Raw genomic sequence first — 17,907 nt, 5'->3', positions numbered from 1 at the left:
CCATCATCGCCATAGAATGGACAGATGACCTCAAGCGTTGCGCTCGGCCCTGACACCCAGGAGAGCATCCAGACCGGTACGGCGGTGTCCACCGACTCCCTGACCGCCCCGGACGTCCCTTGGAACCTTGTCATCTGGAACGACCCCGTCAATCTGATGAGCTATGTCAGCTACGTTTTCCAGAGTTATTTCGGATACTCGGAAACCAAAGCTAACAAGCTGATGCTCGAGGTCCACAGGAAGGGCCGGTCCATCGTTGCCCACGGCAGCAAGGAACAGGTGGAGCAGCACGCGGTCGCGATGCACGGGTTCGGCCTGTGGGCCACCGTGGAGAAGGCCACCGGCGGAGACAGCGGCGGCGGCAAAAGCGGCGGCCCGGGCAAGGGCAAGGGAAAACGTGGCTAAGGCTTTCAAATACGGACTCAAGGGCATCTCCGGTTTCCTGGAACCGGCCGAGCGGGAACTGCTGCGCAGCCTGTTCGCCGATGTCATCTCCATGCTGGAGCCGGCGGACCGCGGCTCCGAGGACCCGCTCGCCGCGATGATCGGGCTGGACCTGGAGGTCCGGGAACCGGCCGACCGCGCCCTCCGCCGGCTGTTGCCCAACGCCGTGAAGGACGACGCCGCCGCCTCGCTTGAGTTCCGCCAGCTCACCGAACGCTCGCTGCGGGAAAGCAAGATCGGCGCGCTGCGCGCCGCCGCGCTTGGCCTGGACAAGGACGAACTGGTCCTGACTCCCGCTGATGCCCGGCACTGGTCCACAGCCCTCAACGACGTGCGGCTGGTGCTTGCCGAACGCCTCGACATCCGGGACGAGGCGGACGCCGACCACGTCCACCAGATGCAGGACTGGTCCCAGGCCGAGGACGTGGAAAGCTACCTTGCCCTGGTCTACAACTTCACTACCTGGCTGCAGGAGTCGCTCGTGCAGGCAATGCTGCAGTCGCTGGACGCGCGGCCCTGAGCGGTTTCCGCGGTCCGCGGTCCCGGCGCTGAGCGGTTTCCGACGCGCCAAGTGTGACAAATTCGACATGAGTCGCTCGCCACAAGTGATGGCCGCACCTCACGGGAAGACCTATCCTCAAATAATCATGACTTCAGCATCGAGCATGGATCCGGCAGCGGGAGCTGCAGCGGAATCCGCAACGGCCGACGGCATAAATGTGGGATCGCTGCCGATCGGCGTCTTCGACTCCGGGGTCGGCGGCCTCACCGTGGCACGGTCAATCATCGACCAGCTGCCCAACGAATCCATCCTCTATGTGGGCGATACCGCCCACGGCCCGTACGGGCCGCTGCCCATCGCGGAGGTTCGGGCCAACGCCCTCGGCGTCATGGACGAACTTGTGGACTCCGGCGTCAAGCTGCTGACCATCGCCTGCAACTCGGCGTCGGCCGCCGTGCTCCGTGACGCCCGTGAGCGGTACACCGCGCGCTACGGCATCCCAGTCATCGAGGTGATCCAGCCCGCCGTCCGCCGGGCTGTCGCAGCAACCCGCACCGGCCGCGTCGGCGTGATTGGAACCTCAGCCACCGTGGGCTCCCGGGCCTACGAGGACACGTTCGCCGCCGCACCCGACCTGCAGATCACCTCGGTGGCCTGCCCGGCATTCGTGCCGTACGTGGAGGCCGGCATCACCACGGGGCCGGAACTGCTCGACGTAGCCCGTGAGTACCTGGAGCCGCTGAAGGCAGCCGGCGTGGACACCGTGGTGCTCGGCTGCACGCACTATCCGCTCCTGACCGGTGTGATCTCCTACGTCATGGGCGAGGACGTCACCCTGGTCTCCAGCGCCGAGGAAACCGCCAAGGACGTCTACCGGGCGCTGGCCAGCAACGGTCTCGAACGCACCGAAGCCGCTGCGCCGGAGCACAGTTTCATCGCCACCGGCGATCCGGGCCAGTTCGAAGCGCTGGCCCGCAGGTTCCTCGGACCGGAGGTGCTCAGCGTCAAGCACGTGGACCACGTCGCGGCGCAGTACCCCACGGGCAGCCTGGCACGGATCACCCCCGAAATGATCGCCGCAGCCCGGGAGGCGGCAGCGCGCCCGCGCATCTCCAACTTCGTCGGGCAGGCCTCTGCCAGCGGTGCAGCCTCCGGGGGGTCCTTCCTGTGAAGCTCACCATCGTCGGCTGCACTGGCTCATTTCCAGGCCCCGGATCACCCGCCTCCTGCTACCTGCTGACCGCCAACGACGGCGAACGGGTGTGGAAGGTGGTCATGGACCTCGGCAGCGGGGCCCTGGGCGCCATCCAGCGCTACACCGACCTCGAGGACATCGACGCGATCTTCCTCACGCACCTGCACCCCGACCACTGCATGGACCTGTGCGGGTTGCACGTTGCCGTGCGCTGGAAACCGGGCGGCTGGGACCGGGGGAGGATCCCCGTCTGGGGGCCTGCCGCCACCGCCGACAGGATGGCCACTGCCTACGGGCTGGACCTGGACCCGGGGATGCACGAGGAGTTCGACTTCACCAACTGGACCGAACGCCAGTCCGTCACGGTGGGCCCTTTCACCGTGACGCCCTTCGCCGTGAACCACCCGGTGGAGGAGGCCTATGCCCTCCGCGTGGAGGTCACCGAGCCGGATCCGGCCGGCGGCACCGCGACCCGCGTGCTCACCTATTCGGGTGACACCGATTCCTGCCGCGGGCTGGAGGAGGCGGCCAAGGACGCCGACCTCTTCCTCTGCGAAGCCGCGTTCGAGGAAGGCCGCGACGACGGCATCAAGGACGTCCACCTGACCGGCAAGCGGGCCGGGGAGGCAGCCACCGCCGCCGGCGCGCGCCGCCTGCTGCTCACCCATATTCCGGTATGGACCTCGCAGACCAAGGTCATGGCCGAGGCGCGTCCCGCCTTCGCCGGCGACGTGGCCGTGGCCGTTGCGGGCGTGCACTACAACGTCTGATGTGGCAGCTGTCTGATCTGGCAATTGCCGGACTGGGGACCTGCCGGACTGGGCACTCGACCGACGTGGCGCCGGCTGACCTGACACGGCATGCCTGTAGCCTCGATAAGCTAAAGGCATGACTTCCGAAGCAACCACTGCCCCCGTCATCCGTGCCGACGGCCGCACCCCGGACCAGCTCCGGCCCATCAGCATCACCCGCGGCTGGTCCAAGCAGGCCGAGGGATCGGCCCTCATCGAGTTCGGCAACACCCGGGTCCTGTGCACCGCTTCCCTCACCGAAGGTGTTCCGCGCTGGCTCAAGGGCGAAGGCCGTGGCTGGGTGACCGCCGAATACGCGATGCTCCCGCGGGCCACGAACACCCGCTCCGACCGCGAGTCCGTCAAGGGCAAGATCGGCGGCCGCACCCACGAGATCTCCCGCCTCATCGGGCGTTCGCTGCGGTCGATCATCGACACCAAGGCCCTGGGGGAGAACACCATCGTGCTGGACTGCGATGTCCTGCAGGCCGACGGCGGTACCCGGACGGCAGCCATCACCGGCGCCTACGTGGCGCTCGCCGAGGCTATCCGCTTCGCCCGCGAGAACAAGATGATCGCCCGCAACGCCCAGCCCCTGGTGGACACCATCGCCGCCGTGTCGGTGGGGATCATCGACGGCATTCCGATGCTGGACCTGCCGTACATCGAGGACGTGCGGGCCGAGACCGACATGAACGTCGTCGTGACCGGCTCCGGCAAGTTCGTGGAGGTCCAGGGAACGGCCGAGGGCGCCCCGTTCGACCGGGAGGAACTCAACAAGCTGCTGGACCTGGCACTGCTGGGAACAGAACAGCTGGCTGCCATCCAGCGCGAGACCCTGGCTGAAGCGCCGTGAGTGAGAACAGCCCCGTGAGCGCGGACAGCGCTTCTCCCGCGCCCCGGCTGGTGCTGGCCACCCGTAACGCCGGAAAACTGCGGGAGCTGCGTGAGCTGCTGCGCGGGCAGGTCCCGGGGCTCGACGTCGACACCCAGGTGGTTGACGCGGCCGCCGTCGGAGCGCCCGATGTCGCCGAGACAGGGGTGACGTTCGCCGAAAATTCGCTGCTGAAGGCTCGGGCCGTGGCCGACGCCACGGGTCTGGTTGCCATCGCGGACGACTCGGGGCTGTCCGTGGATGTCCTCGGCGGCGCGCCGGGGATCTTTTCCGCGCGGTGGGCAGGACGCCACGGCGACGACGTCGCCAACCTGCGCCTGCTGCTGGCCCAGCTGTCCGACGTGCCGGACGGCCACCGCGGCGCCGCCTTCGTGTGCGCCGCGGCCCTCGCCGTGCCGGCGTCGGCCACCGCGGACGGGGCGCGCGAGGTGGTGGAGTACGGACAGCTTGCCGGTACGCTGCTGCGCGAGCCGCGGGGCGAAGGCGGGTTCGGCTACGACCCCGTTTTGGAGCCGCTGGGCATGGACCGCAGCTGCGCAGAGCTCAGCCCGGAGGAGAAAAACGCCATCAGCCACCGCGGGCTGGCGTTCCGTGCGCTGCTGCCCTCGATCGTCGAGGCCCTGCGCTATCCGCTGAAACGGCCGTAAACAGCAGAAAGGCACCTCATTCCTGAGGTGCCTTTCTGCTGTCCGGGTTTCCGGTGGAAGCCGGCCGGATCTCCGGTCAGTCCAGGTTTGTTTTGCGCTCGGCCTCGGGCTCGTGCTCCTCGATGAACTCCTCCACCGGATCGGTCCCGAATGCTGCGGCTTCGCGCTTGGCGGTCATGCCGCGCACCACTTCAACGCCGACCGGGATCACCGAGACCAGGACAATGACGATGAAGATGATGTCCAGGTTCTCCCGCACCCACGGCACCCGGTCGCCCAGCACGTAGCCGAGAAGGGTCACGCCGCCGCCCCACAGAAGAGCGCCGATGACGTTGAAGAGGAAGAACTTGCGCTTGTCCATTTGGGCAACGCCCACGATGACCGGGACAAACGTCCGGATGATGGGAACAAAGCGTGCAAGGATCAGGGCTTTGCCGCCGTGCTTTTCGAAGAACTTGTGCGCGCTGTCCACGTTCTCATGCTTGAACAGCCTGGAATCCGGCTTGTTGAAGATGGCGGGGCCGGCCTTCGAACCGATGAAATAGCCCGTCTGGTTGCCGACGATGGCGGACACGATGATCAGTGCCGCGAAGAGCCAGATGTTGAATTTGATCGTGTCCGTTGCCACGAGCAGGCCCGCCGTAAACAGCATGGAATCGCCCGGCAGGAAGAACCCGATCAGCAGCCCGGTTTCCGCGAAGACAATCCCGCAGACCAGCAGGACAACCCACGGGGCCAGGGCCGGGTCGGCCAGGAACACCTGGGGGTTGAGCCAGTCCGGCAGGAATGATGCCAGATGCGGCTGGACGGGGCCGGCGCCACCCAGCGCGGGCACGGCAAAGTCGCTCAATGCATTTAAGTTCACGTTTCAAGGGTACTTGACGGGTTCCGCGCCCCTGCCGGGCTACAGTTGTCCCCGTGGGTTTGGACTTTACGGCGATCGACTTCGAGACCGCCAACGGCTTCCGCGGTTCGCCGTGTGCCGTTGGCCTCACCAAGGTCCGTGGCGGCGTCATCGTCGAGGAGGCCTCCTGGCTCATGCGGCCTCCGGAAAACCACGACACGTTCGACTACCACAACGTCCGCGTCCACGGCATCCGGCCCGAACAGGTGGCCGGCCTGCCGCGCTTCGGGGAGCTGTTTCCGGAGATCGGCGCATTCATTGGCGGCGACATCCTCGCCGCGCACAACGCCGCCTTCGACCTCGGGGTGATCCGCTCCGGGCTTGAGGTCTCGGGGCTTCCCGGCCCGGCCTACGACTACGTGTGCACCGTGATGCTCTCCCGGCGCTGCTATTCGCTGGTTTCGAATTCCCTGCCCTTTGCCGCCGAGGAGGCGGGCGTGCCGCTCGTGAACCACCACGATGCGGCCGAGGATGCCCGGGCGTGCGCCGGCATCCTCATCGACATCGCGGGGCGCAACCGGGCCAACAGCATCGCCGAGCTCTACCTTTCGCTGGGATTGTCCATACCCCAGCAGCCGGCGTTCGACCCGGCGACCGGCGAGCTTTCCAAGGCGACCGTCTCGGCGCTCGCCGCCGCGGGCGGCACGAGTGTTGCCCGGCCCTTCCGCAGCGGGTGGCCCGAGGAAGGGCCCAACCCCGAGCCGAATCCCGACGCCGAGCCCGGGAATCCGCTGTTCGGACAGACCGTGGTGTTCACCGGCCAGCTCGCGATGCCGCGTCCCGAAGCGAAGACGCGCTCCGCCGAACTGGGGGCGCGTCCGGAGAGCCGGGTCACGGCCCGGACCAGCGTCCTGGTGGTGGGGGACGGCTTCGTGGCCGGCGACCTGCGGTCCGGCAGGCTCACCGGCAAGGCCAAACGCGTCCTGGAGCTGCACGACCGCGGCCAGGCCATCGAGGTGATTTCCGAAGGGGAGTTCCTGCAGATGGTGGGCGGGGCACCGGTGCACCTGGCGAACGCTGCCGCAGATCCTGCAGCCTGCTGAACGGGCCTCCCTCACGTCCTGCCGGTTTTGCGAGAAACCCGGCACGACGTGATGGAGCGTCCTGAAAAACCCGACAGGATCTGATGGAGCGTTGCGGGAAACCCGACAGGATCTGATGGAGCGTTGCGGGAAACCCCACCGGCAGACGGCGAACGGGTAGGCAGGGCCTAAACCCTTCCTCACGTCCTGCAGGTTTTCTCCCGACGCTTCCTCACATCCTGCAGGTTTTTCCCAAACGCGTCCTCACGTCCTGCAGGTTTTTTCCAAACGCGTCCTCGCGTGGCAGGCAGGGGCCGCGGGGCGCGCAGCAAGACTCTGCTTAGGCAGATGTGACCGCAACCAGCTGACTGGCCATGCCGCGGATCACTTCGGGGGCCTCCAGCGCCTCCAGCCAGTCTGCAGGCAGGCAGTCGGTGCCGTAGTACGCGCCCAGGATGTTGCCCGCGATGGACCCAGTGGAATCGCTGTCGCCGCTGTGGTTGATTGCCAGGGCGATGGCGGCCTTGAAATGGTCCACCGGAGCGGTCGCGGCTCCCTGCTGGACCGTTGCCAGCACCGCATAAAGTCCGACGGCGAGGGCCTCCTCTGCGACCCACCCTTCACCCAGTTCACGGACCAGGTCCTCCGGGCTGAGGATTGTGCCGGATGCGGCCTCGCCGGCGAGGCCTATGGCTGCTTCCAGCCGCTCGCGGAGTTCGGGCGCCGCTTCATCATCGGCCAGCACCCGGGCGAGTGCAGCCTCCGCTGCCTGGGCCAGGCTGCTGCCCTGCACCAGGAAATGGATGAGCAGGCTAAAAGCGCCCGCGCTCTGCCGGGCGGAGGGATGCCCGTGGGTGAGCGAGGCGGCGTCGGCGCTCAACTTGTAGACGGAGTCTGCCGGGATATGCGGCACCAGGCCGAAAGGGGCGGAGCGCATTACGGTTCCGCAGCCCTTCGACTCGGGGTTGACCGGGCGGGCGGCCGTTCCCATTTCGCCGGTGGCCAGCCCGCTCAGGCAGGCATTGCCGGGCGCCCGCCGGTGCCGCAGCACCTCCTGGCCGTCAATCCAGCGGGGCTGCGGCCGCGGTGCGGATTCGGGAACGGAAACGCCCTGCGTGTCCAGCCAGCGCAGGTACGCAAGCCACACGCAGGCGTTGGCGTCCGCACCTACACCCGAATTGGCCCACTCCAGGGCCTCGACGATCCCGTCCACCGTGTACAGCGTCATCTGCGTGTCGTCCGAAAAGTGCGTCCCGCCGTCGAGCGCCGCAAAATCCCGGAGGCCGGCAGTGCCGAAACGGCGCCGGATCTCCTCTATCGGGTCGAACTCGACGGCGTAGCCGAGCGAGTCGCCCAGGGCGCCGCCGAGCAGGCAGCCATGGATGCGGGACTCGGGGGACACAACGGTGCCGGGAACAATGCTCATGCAGGCAAATTTACCTGCCCGCCGGAGCTCTCCCGTCCCGATGATTTGCACGCTGCTGTGATCTCGAACTCTGAATGCCGGGGGTCCGCAGACCGGACGATAAGCTCGGATTCAGGAACTGTCCAGACTTTGCTGCCAGACTGCTGGGGCCGGCTCCCCAGGCGAGCGGCGTTCCCCGCTGACCAAAACATAAGGATTTCACCATGAGCACCCCTGTGTCCGTCCCACCGACCGACGGCCGGCCATCCGCCGGTGACAACGGGTTCCGGCCCGGGCTTCTGTCGCGGCTCGGAGCGGAGGCGTTCGGCACGCTGTTCCTGGTGGTCGCCGGGCTGGGCGTGCCGCTCTTTACCCTTCCGCAGTCCAACCCGCTGCCCGGCGCCCTCGCTGGAGGCCTCGCCGTGACGGCGGCGATGCTGGCCTTCGCTTACATCTCGGGCGGGCACTTCAACCCGGCCATCACAGTGGGCAACCTCGTGGCGGGCAGGATCGGCATCGCTGGCGCCGCGGCGTACATCGGCGCGCAGCTGATCGGTGCGGCAGCCGGCGCGCTTGCGCTGTTCGGGATTCTCCGCACTGTGCCCAACATTCCCGACGCCCGGACGGCGTTTGGCACTGTCACCGCCGGCTTCGGTGAGCATTCCGTGATCCAGACGTCGATGGCAGGCGTCCTCCTCGCCGAAGTGCTGGGAGCAGCGCTCCTGGTTGCCGTGTTCCTCGGCACGACGGCCCGCCGCAACATCCACGCGGCCGCAGCCCCCTTCGCCGTCGGGCTGGCCTTTGCGGTGCTGCTGCAGCTGGGCCAGGCCCTTGGCAACGCGCCCTTCAACCCGGCACGGGCCACCGCGTCGGCCCTCTTCAGCAGCAGCTGGGCGCTGGAACAGCTGTGGCTGTTCTGGGTGGCCCCGATCGTCGGTGCCGGTATTGCCGGCCTTGTTTTCCGCGGGTTCGCTGACGCCGGCGCCCGGAGTGCCGCGGCAGACACCGAGCACGCCGGAGCCGCACCGGATGCCGAGGATGAGTTCGACGACGACTCCGACGACTCCGACGACTCAGACGAAGAGCCGGGTGCCGCGGAAACACAGACCGCAAATGGTCGCACCGCCAGCGCTGAACGCCCGGCCGGAGCGCCGGAGGCAGGCCGCGACGAGGCGCGCGACTTCTTCGACGGCCCGCGCAGCCAGTAGTCCTGACGCGCCGAAGCGCGGGGTCGGCAATATTGTCGGTGCCCGCGCTTAGCTTATGAATATGCGGTTATTGCACACTTCCGACTGGCACCTGGGCCGGTCCTTCCATGGCGTCGGCATGCTGGACGCCCAGCGATCCTTCATCGACCAGCTGGTTGCCCGGGTCAGTGAACTGTCCGTCGACGTCGTGCTGATTGCCGGCGACGTCTACGACCGCGCGCTGCCCGGCGTCGATGTCGTCAACCTGCTGGATGACGCCCTGGTCCGGCTAACCGGAGCGGGCGCGCAGGTGGTGCTGACCAGCGGAAACCACGACTCCGCCATCCGGCTAGGATTCGCGTCCCGTCTGCTGGAGAAGGGCGGCGTCCATCTGCGCACCCGCCTCCAGGAGCTGGATGTCCCCGTCACCCTGCCGCTCGGCGGGGCCGGGGCGGACTCGGATGGCCCCGTGCTGGCGATCTACGGGATCCCCTGGCTCGAACCACGCCTTGTTGCCGAGCAGCTTGGCGCGGACACCGCCAGCCACTTCGAGGTCACCCGTGCCGCCACCGAACGCATCAGGGCCGATGTCGCCGCACGCAGCTCGTCCCGGACCGTCCATTCCGTGGTGCTGGCACACACCTTCGCCAGCGGCGGCATCAGCTCGGACAGCGAACGCGACCTGAGCATCGGGGGCGTCGGCGCTGTGCCGCTGGACCTGTTCGACGGCTTCAGCTACACCGGGCTGGGCCATCTGCACGGCCGGCAGTCCCTCTCCCCGGAGGTGCGCTATTCGGGATCGCCCCTGGCGTACTCCTTCTCAGAGGCGAAGCACCTCAAGGGCGGCTGGCTCGTGGACATTGACGGGTCCGGTGTCACCGCTGTGGAGGAGATCCTCTGGGACGCACCCCGGCAGCTTGCCGTCCTCCGGGGAACGCTCGACGAACTGCTGGAGTCGCCGGAGCATGCCTGGGCCGAGGACGCCTACTGCCAGGTGACCCTGACCGACGCCCAGCGGCCGGCCCAGGCCATGGAGCGCCTGCGGGCCAGGTTCCCGGACACGCTTGTCCTCGGCTTCGAGCCGGAAGGGGCCACCGCGGCATCGTCGGCGAGCTACAGCAGCCGGCTGGCCAAGGCCGAGGACGATCTCGCCGTGTGCTGCGGATTCCTCGAACACGTCCGCGGCCGGGAGCCTGAAGCGGCAGAACGGGCCGCTCTCACCGAAGCTTTGGAGAATGTGCGTCTGCAGGAGGCATCACTGTGAGGATCCACCGTCTGGAGATCTCGGCGTTCGGGCCGTTTGCCGGAACAGAGGAAATTGATTTCGACCAGCTGAGCGCCCACGGGCTGTTCCTGCTGAATGGGCCCACCGGCGCCGGCAAGACCAGCGTGCTGGATGCCATCTGCTATGCGCTCTACGGGTCCGTTCCCGGAGCACGGCAGGACGGCAAGCGACTTCGCAGCGACCATGCGGACGCGGCTGCAGAACCGCGCGTGACCTGTGAATTCACCGCCCGGGGAAGGCGGTACGAAGTCTCCCGGTCACCGGCCTGGGACAAGCCGAGCGCCCGCGGACGGAACGGGTTCACCACACAACAGGCCAAGACGCTCCTCCGCGAACGGGTCGCCGGTGCCTGGGTAGAAAAATCCGGCCGGAACGACGAAGCGGGGGCGGAAATCACCGCGCTCCTCGGCATGGACCGGGAACAGTTCACCCGCGTGGTCATGCTCCCCCAGGGAGACTTCGCTGCATTCCTCCGGTCCAAGGCTTCGGACCGCCTCGAGCTGCTGCAGAAACTCTTTGGCACGGAACGGTTTGAGGCAGTGGAGCGGGAGCTGGTGGTCCAGGCCACGGGTGCCGTCAAGGAAGTAGGGGATCTCGAGGACAGGCTGGGCCTGCTCGTGGCGAGGGCCCGGGCGGAGGCCGCGGCTCTCGAAGTCGACTTCGATGCAGCACCGGAATTTGCTGGCGATCCGGAACTCCTGTCCTGGCTGGAGACTGCGGCCAAGGAACGTGCCTCGGTGCTTGCCCGGGACGCAGAATCGTGCGAGGAGCAGCGGCGCGGCTGCGCGGACCAGCTCGAAGTGGAGCTGGCCAGGGAGAGCAGGCGCCTGAAGCTTGCTGCCGCCCTGAGGCGGAGGGCGGACGCAGAGGCCGCCGCGCCCGAACTCGAAAGCGCAGGGGCCGCCCTGGCACTGCACCGGAAGGCAGAACTTCTCGGCGGGCAGCTGAAGTCCGTAGCCAGCGCCGAGGCGATGTTCGCCCGCGCAGAGGAAGCCGCGGACCTCGCCGCCGCCAGCGTGCGGGAGGCAGCCAGGTCCAGCGTCGAATTGGCGGGACCGGAAAACGGCCCCGCAGAACGCGCTGCTGGAGGAGGCGGCCCCGCAGGGCGCAGTGCTGTCGCAGAACACGTTTCCGTTGACGTGGCCGCGGAGCTGTCGCGCCTGCGTTCGCTGGCGGCCGTGATCGGGGAGCGCCTTGCCGACGAGGACCGGCTGGGCGGCCTGCACCAGCGCGCTGCCGGGCTCGTCCAGCAGCGGCAGCAACTCACCCGGGCCGGCGACGACCATGCCGCCCGGCTGCTTTCCCTCCGCACTGAGATGGAGGGCCTGCGCACTACTCTTCAGCCGTTGGAACAGCTGGCAGGTGAATCAGTCCTCCGCACCAAGGAGGCCGCCGACGCGGATGAGCTGGTGGACGTTGTCAGGCGCTACGGCATTGCGGCGGCCGAGTGCGCTGCCGTGGCCGAACGGCACCTCAGGGCCAGGGAACACCACCAGGAAGTGCGCCGGCAGTGGCTGGACGTCCGCGAGGAACGGCTGTCCAATGCGGCGGCCGAATTGGCTTCCCGCCTGGAAAACGGCGCGCCCTGTCCCGTCTGCGGCAGCGCTGAGCATCCGGCGCCGGTGCCTGCGGGGGACTCCGTCCTGGGGCTGGCCGACAGGGAGGAACGCGCCAAGGAGCTCAGCGAGGCAGCCGAGGGGGCACTGTCTGCACTGGAAGCCGAACTGTCCGAGGCCAGGCAGCTGGTTGCCGTTCTCGCCGGACAGGGCGGCGACGCCGATCCCGCCGAAGCGGCCGAGGCAGCCAAGGCCGCCCGGGCAGCCGCTGCCGAAGCAGCAGCCGCCGTAACGGAACTGGCAACCAGCAGGAGCCGGCAGGAGGAGCTGGCCGAACGCATCGACTCCGCGGAGCACCTGCGTGTGGATACGTTGTCACAGCTGGCGCAGACGGAGTCCGCCCTGGCCGAAATCGAGGGGCAGTCCGCCGCGCTGGAATCGTCGCTCGAAGCGCTCCGTGCCGGCCACGCGAGCCTCGTTCTCCGCAGCGAAGCCATCGGCCAGGTTGTTGGCATTCTGGAACAGGCTGATGCTGCCCAGTCACAGCTGGAGCAGGCAGCGGCCCGCGTGGCCGAGGCGCGGACGGAGCTCGACCGCGCCCTTCCCGAGGCCGGATTTGCCTCGGCTGCCGAGGCTCGCCAGGCCCTCCTGCCCGCGCCGGAAGCGGCCCGGCTGGAGTCGGCCGTGCAGGCCGGGCGGGATGAGGAGGTGCGGCTCGAGGAACTGTTCGCCAGCGAGGAGCTCGTCCTGGCAGTCAAGGAGCAGGCCGCCGGCTCTGCGGCCACCGCGGCGGACCTGGATGCGCTGCGGGCCGAGGCGGAGCGGGCCGAGCAGGCCGCAAAGGACGTTGCACTGGCGGCGGGCCTGGCCAAGCAGGCCGCCAGGACGCTCGGGCGCCTGCGCGCCGAGTACGGGGAGCTAGCCGAATCCGGCCGGGAACCGAGGGAACGCGCCGAAGTGCTGAAGGGCCTGGCCGAAGCGGCACGTGGTGCCGGCGACAACAGTTACCGCATGAGCCTGAACGCGTACGTCCTGGCCGCGCGGCTGGAGCAGGTTGCCATTGCTGCATCGGAAAGGCTGGTTGCCATGAGCGACGGCCGCTACACACTCCAGCACTCGGATGCGAGGGCAGCCCGGAACGCCAAGTCCGGGCTGGGGCTGGAAGTCGTGGACGAATGGACCGGGCGCCGCCGCGACACGTCGACACTCTCCGGCGGGGAATCCTTCATGGCCTCGCTGTCGCTCGCCCTCGGCCTTGCGGACGTGGTGCAGCAGGAGGCGGGCGGGGTCGATATTGAAACACTGTTCGTCGACGAGGGCTTTGGGAGCCTCGATGAGCAGGCACTGGAGCAGGTCATGGATGCGTTGGAGGGCCTCCGTGACGGCGGCCGCGTGGTGGGCCTCGTGAGCCATGTGGGGGAGATGAAGCAGCGCATCGGCAGCCAGCTCCAGGTGGTGAAGCAGCGCAACGGCTCGACTGTCCACGTTGTCGATGCGCTCGTGACGGTCTGAACCGGTGACGGCCTGAACCGGTGAAGCCGCTGCCGGGCGGCTTCACCGGTCCGGTACCATGGGACTGTTACCGGGTTCGGCGCATCGGGAGGAGGGACGATGCGCACGACTGAACGAGCCCGGATACATGCACACTCCAACGGCGTCCCAATCACACGCCAACCCTGGCCCCTCCACGCCACCAGCCGGCACCGTCGGCACCGACCCTGGCGGCATCGACGTAGCAGGCACCGTCCCTGCCAGCCCTGAATCTCCCGGCACGGACTTACCTGAAACCGGCACGCCGGCCGCAAAATTCGGCGGCCGCTTCGCCCGCCTGCCGGCCCTGGCCGGCAGGGGATTCCTGCCCCTGGGCCTGTTCGCGCGCCTGCCCCTCGCGATGCTGACGCTGGGAACCCTCACCCTTGCCACCTCGGTCACCGGCTCCTATGCCGTGGGCGGAGCTGCGGCCGGCGCCGTCGGTATCGGCTCGGCCGCAGGTGCGCCGGTCCTCGGCTGGTTGGCCGACCGGTTCAGCCAGCGCCCCGTGCTGCTGGCCGCCGCTGTCCTGAATGTCGTGGCCGTGCTTGCCGTCATCGCCACCGCGTATGTGATTCCGGGCGTGCACGAGGTCGGCGCCGCCTGGGGCGTCATCACGGCCGCGTTCCTGGCAGGAGTCAGCTCCCCCCAGGTCGGCCCGCTGGCCCGCGTCCGGTGGATGGCGCTTACGTCTGACAGCCGGCGCGCAGGGGACAGCACTGACCTCGACGTCGCCTTGTCCTATGAGAGCACGGCCGACGAACTGACCTTCGTGCTTGGTCCGGCCCTCGTGGGCGTCCTGGCCAGCCTTGTGGCTCCGTGGCTCCCGCTGGCCCTGGCCGCAGCGCTGACGCTCACGCTCGTTCCGGCCTTCGCCGTCCACCCGACCCACACGGCAGTCCCGCGCCGGGAAAAGGCCATTACCCGCGGCAAGGCGCCCAGTACCCGGGCAGGCAGCCGCCTCGCCGGGTTGGGCCCGGTGGCGCTTCCTGTCCTGGCCATGGTCTGCATGGGCACCTTCTTCGGTTCGACGCAGGCAGCTTTGAGCGCCTTTTCCGCCGGATTCGCGACGTCGGAGGCAGCCGGGCTCCTGTACGCCGTCATGGGGATCAGCTCGGCCGCGGCCGCCATCTCGGTGGCCTACTGGCCGGCCGGCTTCCCGGTGGCTGCCCGCTGGGTGGCCGGAGCCGCAGCCATGGCCGCGCTGTCGGGGCTGCTGTTCCTGCCAACAGACGGCTGGGGCATGGTGCTGGTTCTGCTCGCACTGGGCCTGCCGGTGGGCCCGGTCATGGTCACGGTCTTTGCAATTGGCGGGATGGTGGCACCGGCGGGCCGGCTGGCGACGGTGATGACGGCGCTCGCCAGCGGCATCGTCGCCGGCACGGCGCTTGGCTCATCCATCGGAGGCCAGCTGGCCCAGGACGCCGGCCACGGCGCCGCCTTCCTGGTCACGGCTGCCGCCGCGGCGGCGCTGTTCGCCCTCGGGGTGGCGGCCGCCGTCGTCGTCCGTTCCAGGCAGCGGGCAGCTCAGGCGAGCTGACTTTCGATCCTGGCCGCGCTGGCGGTCAGGGCAGCGGCCACCGCTTCCGGGTCCTGCGCTGACCGGATATAGACGACGGCGACGGCGGCCGGGCGCCCGCCGGGAACCCGGACGGGGGCGGCCAGTGAGGAGACCCCGGCGATGACTTCGTCATGGCTCGCGGCATAACCGCGCTTCCGGGCCTCGGCGGCCTCGGGGCGGTACGGCACGGCGGGAGCGAGCTGGTTCCACTCCTGCTCCGTCAGCGCGGACTGGATGGCGATGCCGGGCGCGCCGGAACTGATCGGATGACGGGACCCCGGGTGCTGCACCACCGTCGCGGCCGAATGCCGGGGCTCCACCGTCACGAGCGTCACGCAGTCCTGGTGGTCCCATACCGCCACGAAGGCCGTCATGTTGAGACTGTTGGCCAGCTGGGTCAGTTCCGGAAGGGCTGCGGTCTGGAGGTTCCGCGAGACGCCACGCGCCAGCACCGCGAGGCCGGGGCCGGGCTGGACGCGCCCGGCGTCGTCACGTACCAGCAGGGAATGGTCCTCGAGGGTCCGCAGGATCCGATAGGCGACGGAGCGGTGCACGCCCATGGCCTCGGCCAGTTCGGCGATGGTCAGCGGGCGGTCGGCTTCGGCCAGGATTTCCAGTGCACGGATGCCTCGGGAGAGGGTCTGGGAGGGGGAAGCCTGGGCGGGCGCAACCTGCGCTGCGGCACCGGCGTTGGGAGTCATGCTGTCCATCCTAGGCATGTAGGCGGGGCGGCCAGCCACAAGGGCTTGTGCAGCACGTCACCTTGGGCTACGGTTCCATATAGGAATTGCCTGTTCAACTATCGAACAAGTCAACTATAGAACAGTTCATGATGATGGCCAATCCAGCAGCTGGCCCCGACGTTCCGGGCAGAACTTCAGTTCCCCGCGCCCACCGGTTCCGGGGCAGCCTGGGCCGATTTGCCACGGGAGTCGCCATTGTCACGTTCGACGGCGTCACCAAGCGCCACGGGATTACGGTCAACTCCTTCACCGCCGTCTCCATGGACCCGCCCCTGGTCCTGGCCAGCATCGCCCGCACCGCCAAAGCCCACGACGAGCTGGCCGGCAGGCCCTTCACCGTCAACATCCTCGGAGCCGAGCAGCGCCAGCTGGCCATGCATTTTGCGGGACGTCCGGGCCCGGAACCACGATGGGTGGAAGGGGCTACGGCTCCCCGGCTCGCTGGCGTGCTTGCCTACTTTGAGTGCCGGCCCTGGGCGGCGTACGACGGCGGCGACCACACCCTTTATCTCGGCGAGGTGGTGGATTTCGACCACCGGAGCGGCGATGCGCTCGCGTTTGCCAACAGTGCCTTCACCACCATCCCGGAGAGCCAGCTGGGGATAGAAGACCTGCTGTAGGCGCCATTCCTTCACCACCACCAAATTGACAGTTCGACGACGACTGGAGGCAGCAATGGGCATCAGGACCGGCCAGCAGTACCTGGACAAACTCAACGCGATGAGCCCGCACATCGCGATCGACGGCGAGGTGGTCAGCGGGAAGGTCGCCGAACATCCGGCCTTCCGCAACGTTGCCCGGCAGTACGCGAAGCTGTTCGACATGCAGCACGACCAGCGGTACCAGGGCGCGCTGACCTACACCTCGCCGACCACGGGGGACCTTGTCAATGCGTCCTTCCTGGTGCCCCGGACCATCGAGGACCTGCAGCACCGGCGCCGGGCGACCTCCACGTGGGCCGAGGCGACCAACGGATTCCTCGGCCGCACCGGCGACTACATGAACTCCGCGCTCACTGCCCTGGGCGCGGCCGGGAAGTGGTTCTCGCAGGCCGATCCCAAGTTTGCCGAAAATATCAGCAACTACTATGAGTGGGCCCGTGAAAACGACCTGCTGGCAACCCATACGCTGATCCCGCCGCAGGTGAACAGGTCCGTCTCCGGTTCAGAGCAGCTGGGCGGCCAGCTCACGGCGCACGTTGTGGAGGAGCGCGACGGCGGCATTGTGGTCCGCGGCGCCCGCATGCTCGCCACGATCGCGCCCATCGCCGATGAGCTGCTGGTTTTTCCCTCAACGGTGCTGCGCGGCACGCCGGAGGACGCCCCGTATTCCTTTGCGTTCGCCATTCCCAATGACGCGCCCGGGCTCCGGTACCTGTGCCGCACCTCCCTGTACAACGGCGGAAGCGTCCACGACGAACCACTGGCATCCCGCTATGAGGAAATGGACGCCGTGGCCGTCTTTGATGACGTCTTCGTGCCAGGCGACCGCATCTTCATGCTCGGCAACCCGCAGCTGTGCAACTCGTTCTACGCGGAAACCGGCGCCGGTGCCCTCATGACCCACCAGGTTGTCACCCGGACCATCGCCAAGAGTGAGTTCTTCCTTGGCCTGGCCTCCGAACTCGCCGATTCGATCGGCATCGACGGGTTCCAGCACATCCAGGAGGACATCGCCGAACTGATCATCGACGTCGAAATCGGCAAGGCGCTGGTGCGCGCCTCGGAGGCGGACGCCGCACCCAACGAGGCCGGCATGATGCTGCCAAAGTGGACCACGCTCAACGCTGCCCGCAACTGGTATCCGAAGGTGGCGCAGCGTTTCCCGCAGATCATTCGGAAGTTCTCGGCGTCGGGGCTGATGGCCCTGCCCGGTGAAGCGGACGTCAACGGCGAGGCCCGGGCGGACATCGACCTCTACCTGCAGGGGAAGACGCTGACCGGGCCTGAGCGGGTCCGGCTGTTCAAGCTGGCGTTCGACGCCTCAATCTCCGGTTTCTCCGGCCGGCAGTCCCTCTATGAATACTTCTTCTTCGGGGATCCGGTCCGGATGGCGGGGGCGCTGGTCAACACCTATGACCGTGAACCGGCCAGGGCGCGCCTGCGCGAGTTCCTGCACAGGGCTGACTGAGGGGTGCGCCACATCACATTTCCGTAGTATCCTTTGACACTAACTGACCGTTCGATCAGTAAATCGGACGGCCATTCATCACCTGCGGCAGTAGCACTGCCCCCCAGTCA

General features: G+C 68.1%; 16 protein-coding genes. 13 read left to right on the top strand and 3 right to left on the bottom strand.

Going from position 1 to position 17,907, the window contains the following annotated elements:
* Positions 1 to 24 precede the first annotated feature (24 nt).
* The 6 genes from clpS (at position 25) to rdgB (ending at position 4,474) form a co-directional block, all read left to right on the top strand.
* Complete coding sequence (clpS, locus tag ACFTR6_RS00935; protein ID WP_087872446.1) at positions 25 to 405, top strand: ATP-dependent Clp protease adapter ClpS; 381 nt, start codon at positions 25 to 27, stop codon at positions 403 to 405.
* Positions 398 to 964: a DUF2017 domain-containing protein gene (locus ACFTR6_RS00930; protein WP_076802028.1), complete on the top strand. Its 567-nt coding sequence runs from the start codon at positions 398 to 400 to the stop codon at positions 962 to 964. The genes clpS and ACFTR6_RS00930 overlap by 8 nt, the downstream gene beginning before the upstream one ends.
* A 127-nt stretch (positions 965 to 1,091) precedes the next feature.
* The gene (murI, locus tag ACFTR6_RS00925; RefSeq protein ID WP_377956569.1) at positions 1,092 to 2,117 is read left to right on the top strand and encodes a glutamate racemase; all 1,026 of its coding nucleotides are present in this window, start codon (positions 1,092 to 1,094) and stop codon (positions 2,115 to 2,117) included.
* Positions 2,114 to 2,911 (top strand): MBL fold metallo-hydrolase, encoded by a 798-nt coding sequence (locus ACFTR6_RS00920; protein WP_076802036.1) that lies wholly within the window; start codon positions 2,114 to 2,116, stop codon positions 2,909 to 2,911. Before murI ends, ACFTR6_RS00920 begins: the two co-directional genes overlap by 4 nt.
* Before the next feature lie 118 nt (positions 2,912 to 3,029).
* A complete protein-coding gene (rph, locus tag ACFTR6_RS00915) occupies positions 3,030 to 3,788 on the top strand; it encodes a ribonuclease PH (RefSeq protein WP_076802039.1) in 759 nt (252 codons plus the stop codon).
* A 14-nt stretch (positions 3,789 to 3,802) separates the two neighbouring features.
* A complete protein-coding gene (gene rdgB / locus ACFTR6_RS00910) occupies positions 3,803 to 4,474 on the top strand; it encodes an RdgB/HAM1 family non-canonical purine NTP pyrophosphatase (protein WP_377956834.1) in 672 nt (223 codons plus the stop codon).
* A gap of 76 nt (positions 4,475 to 4,550) precedes the next feature.
* Here rdgB and ACFTR6_RS00905 read toward each other — a convergent pair whose 3' ends face one another.
* Entirely contained in the window at positions 4,551 to 5,324 is a 774-nt protein-coding gene (locus ACFTR6_RS00905; protein WP_087872448.1) for a DedA family protein, read from the bottom strand.
* A 68-nt stretch (positions 5,325 to 5,392) separates the two neighbouring features.
* Between ACFTR6_RS00905 and ACFTR6_RS00900 the strand changes: the two genes are divergently transcribed.
* Positions 5,393 to 6,421 (top strand): exonuclease domain-containing protein, encoded by a 1,029-nt coding sequence (locus ACFTR6_RS00900; RefSeq protein WP_087872449.1) that lies wholly within the window; start codon positions 5,393 to 5,395, stop codon positions 6,419 to 6,421.
* 319 nt (positions 6,422 to 6,740) lie between these two features.
* On the opposite strand, the gene ACFTR6_RS00895 is transcribed toward ACFTR6_RS00900, so the two are convergent.
* Entirely contained in the window at positions 6,741 to 7,826 is a 1,086-nt protein-coding gene (locus ACFTR6_RS00895) for an ADP-ribosylglycohydrolase family protein (RefSeq protein WP_377956568.1), read from the bottom strand.
* Positions 7,827 to 8,029: 203 nt separating this feature from the next.
* Here ACFTR6_RS00895 and ACFTR6_RS00890 point away from each other — a divergent pair, with 203 nt between their 5' ends.
* From ACFTR6_RS00890 to ACFTR6_RS00875, 4 genes are all read left to right on the top strand, one after another.
* Positions 8,030 to 9,013 (top strand): MIP/aquaporin family protein, encoded by a 984-nt coding sequence (locus tag ACFTR6_RS00890; RefSeq protein ID WP_377956567.1) that lies wholly within the window; start codon positions 8,030 to 8,032, stop codon positions 9,011 to 9,013.
* A 61-nt stretch (positions 9,014 to 9,074) separates the two neighbouring features.
* Positions 9,075 to 10,256 carry an exonuclease SbcCD subunit D gene (locus ACFTR6_RS00885; RefSeq protein WP_377956566.1) on the top strand — a complete coding sequence of 394 codons (1,182 nt, stop codon included), beginning with the start codon at positions 9,075 to 9,077 and terminating at the stop codon, positions 10,254 to 10,256.
* On the top strand, positions 10,253 to 13,345 hold the full coding sequence (locus ACFTR6_RS00880; RefSeq protein WP_377956565.1) for an AAA family ATPase: 3,093 nt from the start codon (positions 10,253 to 10,255) through the stop codon (positions 13,343 to 13,345). Before ACFTR6_RS00885 ends, ACFTR6_RS00880 begins: the two co-directional genes overlap by 4 nt.
* 127 nt (positions 13,346 to 13,472) lie before the next feature.
* Positions 13,473 to 14,903, top strand: coding sequence for an MFS transporter (locus ACFTR6_RS00875; RefSeq protein ID WP_377956564.1), 1,431 nt, complete (start codon positions 13,473 to 13,475; stop codon positions 14,901 to 14,903).
* Here ACFTR6_RS00875 and ACFTR6_RS00870 read toward each other — a convergent pair.
* A complete protein-coding gene (locus tag ACFTR6_RS00870) occupies positions 14,891 to 15,625 on the bottom strand; it encodes an IclR family transcriptional regulator (RefSeq protein WP_076802065.1) in 735 nt (244 codons plus the stop codon). The genes ACFTR6_RS00875 and ACFTR6_RS00870 overlap by 13 nt on opposite strands.
* Positions 15,626 to 15,759: 134 nt before the next feature.
* On the opposite strand from ACFTR6_RS00870, the gene ACFTR6_RS00865 reads away from it, so the two are divergent.
* Both ACFTR6_RS00865 and hpaB read left to right on the top strand, forming a co-directional pair.
* Positions 15,760 to 16,287, top strand: a complete 528-nt coding sequence (locus ACFTR6_RS00865; RefSeq protein WP_377956833.1) for a flavin reductase family protein — start codon at positions 15,760 to 15,762, stop codon at positions 16,285 to 16,287.
* Between the two features lie 55 nt (positions 16,288 to 16,342).
* The gene (gene hpaB / locus ACFTR6_RS00860) at positions 16,343 to 17,797 is read left to right on the top strand and encodes a 4-hydroxyphenylacetate 3-monooxygenase, oxygenase component (RefSeq protein WP_087872456.1); all 1,455 of its coding nucleotides are present in this window, start codon (positions 16,343 to 16,345) and stop codon (positions 17,795 to 17,797) included.
* The last annotated feature ends 110 nt before the right edge of the window (positions 17,798 to 17,907 follow it).

Origin of the sequence: Arthrobacter sp. NPDC057009, assembly GCF_042673905.1 — a bacterium.
GTDB lineage: Bacteria > Actinomycetota > Actinomycetes > Actinomycetales > Micrococcaceae > Arthrobacter.
The sequence above is the reverse complement of the archived record's forward strand: the minus strand, read 5'-3'. Positions and strand labels throughout refer to the sequence as shown.